The sequence below is a fragment of the Paraburkholderia sp. genome (genome assembly GCF_034668105.1).
In the GTDB taxonomy this organism is placed as follows: Bacteria; Pseudomonadota; Gammaproteobacteria; order Burkholderiales; family Burkholderiaceae; genus Paraburkholderia.
On the sequence record NZ_JAXDPY010000271.1, the window covers coordinates 1 to 3,715 of the forward strand.

Here is a 3,715-nt window from a genome sequence, read left to right on the forward strand (position 1 = left end):
GGCCGGACTGCGAGAGCAGGTCATGATCGACTGTTCACATGCGAACTCTGGCAAATCGCACTCGCGTCAACTGGAGGTGGTCCAGGACCTGGCGCAGCAACTCTCGCAGCGCGAGCGCCGTATTATCGGCGTCATGCTGGAAAGTCATCTGGAAGAAGGCCGTCAGGATCTGAAGGCCGGAGTGCCGTTGCGTTACGGCGTATCGATTACGGACGCCTGCGTGAGTTGGGCGCAAACCGAACCGGTGCTTGAAACACTCGCCGAAGCGACCCGGAAACGGCGCGCGGGCTGAACTCGCGAACGGTGGGTTGCCAACGCGGCCTGCACGAACTCGCGCAACCAACAACCGAAATCAACGGCCGGCAGGCGAGCGTGCATGACGCAGAAGCTGAAGCTGAAGCAGACGACGACCGCATAAACGCCAACGTGCATCTACGCACGCCACACGCGCCGCACCAACCACCGATCAAACACCTTTACCAGGGTTGGGCAGCGCGTGATTCCTCACACCCGATGCATCGGGCGCCGCGCGCTACAGCAGCGCGCGTGGATGCTCCGGCGCGAGGCGCGTTGCATTACGACGCGTTGACGGCTTCCTTGAACGCCTTGCCTGCGGTGAACTTCACCGTCTTGGCAGCCGCGATCTGGATCTCGGCACCGGTCGACGGATTGCGGCCCACGCGAGCTGCGCGCGCGCCGGTCGAGAAAGAACCGAAACCGACCAGTTGCACCGTATCACCACCCACCACGGCTTTAGTCACCGCTTCGACAATCGCGTCGATCGTTTGGCCGGTGGCCGCTTTGCTTTCGCCCGTCGCTGCGGCGACTGCATCAATCAGTTCCTGTTTGTTCATAGCACATCCCGTATGGTAATCATGGAACCGGCGCCACATCTGTTGCGCCGGGACCGACACACTAACGCATAGGCGCGTATTCACGCAAACCTTGGGTGTAAGCCTTGTATCACCCGCCCAGCGGCAATTTGACGATTTTTTGTGCCAAAGTGCCATCAGAAGCGCGCGCTTACGCGTTTCTCTCGTATGACGGCGCTTCGCGGCGTATCACAATCCGTTGCAATTTCAGTGTGTTAGCGGCGGCAAACCGGCAGCAGTCAGGCTTTTTTACTATCTTATGGGGGATCGGAAAATTCGAAATTCACCATTGCACCGCGCTCAGCAATCAAAGAATTCAAGGAACATAAAATAATGAAAATTCTCCATATTGCAACAAGCAGCATGCTCTTCGCCTGGTCTTGCGCAGCCATCGCGGCGGCCGACATGCCCTGCGCGACGCTGGTCGGCACGGCGAATTCGGCCACGCCGCAGAGCTTCCAGGTGCGTGACGGCGAACCGGTCGACCTCGTCAGCGGCGCGAAAACCGTGCACGGGAAACTGCTGGTTTTCGGCGATGACGGTGTCTATCGCGTTTACTGGCAAGGAGAAAACAGCGCGGAAAAATATGTGCTGGCCAATGCCGGCGGGGATAGCGTCCGGCTTGTGTCGGCACCTCCACAAGGCACGCCGGCCCAAAACGGCGCACCGGGAACGACACTCGCACCGCAAAGGGTGCTGTCGTGTCCGGCGCTGTAGCAGGGCGCTCGAAGGACGCTGGCGAGTCCACCGGAGGATTTCTCGTAGGCCGGTCCGAAGAAGCCATACCGCGCTTCCGCGCGTCTGATCGTCAGACAGCTAGAAGTCGCCGACGCGGCATAAATGACCTACGGACAATCCTGAAAGGGCGCATTTACCGCTCGGCATTGACGCGCGCCGTATTTTTCTTGTGATCGCATCAAGGTCACAGCGACGCTGCCGATATACCGGGCGTTGGCAGGCTGCGCGTTCTATCGCCTGCACCCCGCAAGCCGCCGCCCTGCTCTGCCATCCATCGTCATCCTAAGCATGATCGAGCCGGTTGGGCTCCGTATTCCAGCTTCGGATACCAGTCGGTGCCACGGCCGCCGGGTGTCTTGTCGAGCACCATCCAGAGCGGCATCAAGTCCGGGGCGCCGCGCGGGTCCTGGCCTGGGTCCGCTGCCGACGGCCCCATCTCCTCGGCCCAGAAGTGCCGCACCGTGCCGCCTGAGCGTGTGAACACGTTCAAGGCGGGATAATCGTCGCCGTCCGGATCTTCGGCGGCGTAGTCGCGGTTGAAGGTGTTGCCACCCGACGAGTACAGCCGCAGATATCGCCAGCCGCGCTCCTTCTTGAACGCCACGAGCTTCTCGATCGGCGAGCGGCCGATCACCGCAAACGCCACGCGCTGCAAGATGTCGGGCATTTCGCCGTCGTATGCACTCAACAGCGACGTGCACATCGGACAGGGCCGCGCGCGCTGCGGGCCGAACATCCAGTTGTACGTGACGAGGGTGTCGTGCGCGCCGAACATTTCCGAAAGCGTCACCGGGCCCGCTTCGCTCTCGAAGCGATAGTCCTGCGGCACGAGGCCACCGGGCGGCAGAGCACGCCGCTGAGCAGCCACCCGTTCGATATGGCGGCGCAATTCGATTTCCTCAGCCAGCAGATCGTTGCGCGCGCTCCGATACGCGGCGCTCTCGCCGGGAAACCGGCTAGGCGATTCGGCCAGCAGCCGGGCCGGTTTCAGCATTTGTGCGGATGGGTCTACGTCGTTCATCAGCCACCTCCTTTTTGAGGGAAAGATAAGGGCGGGTAGCAGCTTGGCGTGGCGCAACCACGAGCGCTTTTTCGCCCCTATACAGCCACGACGAACAGCGTGGCTGTAAATCGACAACACGCCTCGATTTTTTGTGGTGCCCATCTGCCTCGGCATTCAAGCGCGTCGCTCGACACGCGTGACATGCGGATGTCCCGCGACCGACACGCGGCCGAGCCACGGAAAAGCCGCGCACGAACCGCCGGCGCCACGCCGACACCGATCGAACCTTCATTGCAAGGTATCCTTCCCCGAAACAGCATGCGCGCATCGGCGCGCGATGACACCGTCACGGCGCCCGCCGCGCCGCCTCTGGGGATGCACCATGCCGCTTCGTCTGCCACCCCTGCCCGCGCTGCGCTTCTTCGAGGCCGCCGGCAGGCATCAGAGTTTCAAGCTCGCCGCCGCCGAACTGAACGTCACGCCGAGTGCGATCAGTCATGGCATTGTCGGCCTGGAGCAGTCACTCGGTGTCGAACTGTTCGTCCGTGAGCCGCGTGGAATTTCGCTCACGGCAACAGGTGCCGATTATCTGTCGTACGTATCCGAAGCCTTTTCGCTGATCGCGATCGGCACGCAACGCCTGCCGAACCACCGCGCGAATCGCCCGATCGCGCTGAGTTGCGCGCCCACGCTCGCCTCGCGCTGGCTGCTGCCGCGCCTCGCCGCTTTTCGCACGCGCTGGCCGGATGCCAACGTCACCGTCGACACATCGCACCGTCAGGTCGGTTTTCCCGTCGACGGTTTCGATTTCGCGATTCGCCTGAGCCGCGCACCGGTCGCCGGAACCGCCTGGACGCGTCTGTTCGGCGAACGCCTGGTGCCGGTGTGCAGCCCTGCTTACCTCGAGAATCTGCGCGACGCACAGGGCAACCTCGATCTGCGTCGCGCGACGCTCATTCACGTGAACTCGGCGAGCGAGGACTGGCAGGCGTGGCTCGAAGGGGTCGCCCCGGACGAGGTCGCTATCGACGGTATCGACCTGAACGACGGTCTGCGCGTCGACACGATTCAACTAGCATTCGAAGCCGCGAGCATGGGCCTC

General features: G+C 62.6%; 4 protein-coding genes and 1 pseudogene. 3 read left to right on the forward strand and 2 right to left on the reverse strand.

Annotated features, from left to right (window positions below):
- Positions 1–292 (forward strand): annotated as a pseudogene (locus QOC89_RS12640) (3-deoxy-7-phosphoheptulonate synthase); the annotation flags it as partial.
- Between the two features lie 283 nt (positions 293–575).
- Here the strand turns inward: QOC89_RS12640 and QOC89_RS12645 are convergent.
- Positions 576–854 (reverse strand): HU family DNA-binding protein, encoded by a 279-nt coding sequence (locus tag QOC89_RS12645; RefSeq protein ID WP_006049832.1) that lies wholly within the window; start codon positions 852–854, stop codon positions 576–578.
- A 351-nt stretch (positions 855–1,205) separates the two neighbouring features.
- Between QOC89_RS12645 and QOC89_RS12650 the strand changes: the two genes are divergently transcribed.
- A complete protein-coding gene (locus tag QOC89_RS12650; RefSeq protein ID WP_323045319.1) occupies positions 1,206–1,589 on the forward strand; it encodes a hypothetical protein in 384 nt (127 codons plus the stop codon).
- Between the two features lie 298 nt (positions 1,590–1,887).
- On the opposite strand, the gene QOC89_RS12655 is transcribed toward QOC89_RS12650, so the two are convergent.
- Positions 1,888–2,631: a DUF899 family protein gene (locus QOC89_RS12655; RefSeq protein WP_323045320.1), complete on the reverse strand. Its 744-nt coding sequence runs from the start codon at positions 2,629–2,631 to the stop codon at positions 1,888–1,890.
- A gap of 364 nt (positions 2,632–2,995) precedes the next feature.
- Between QOC89_RS12655 and QOC89_RS12660 the strand changes: the two genes are divergently transcribed.
- Positions 2,996–3,715 (forward strand): LysR substrate-binding domain-containing protein (locus QOC89_RS12660; RefSeq protein ID WP_323045321.1); only part of this gene is annotated, 720 nt, incomplete at its 3' end.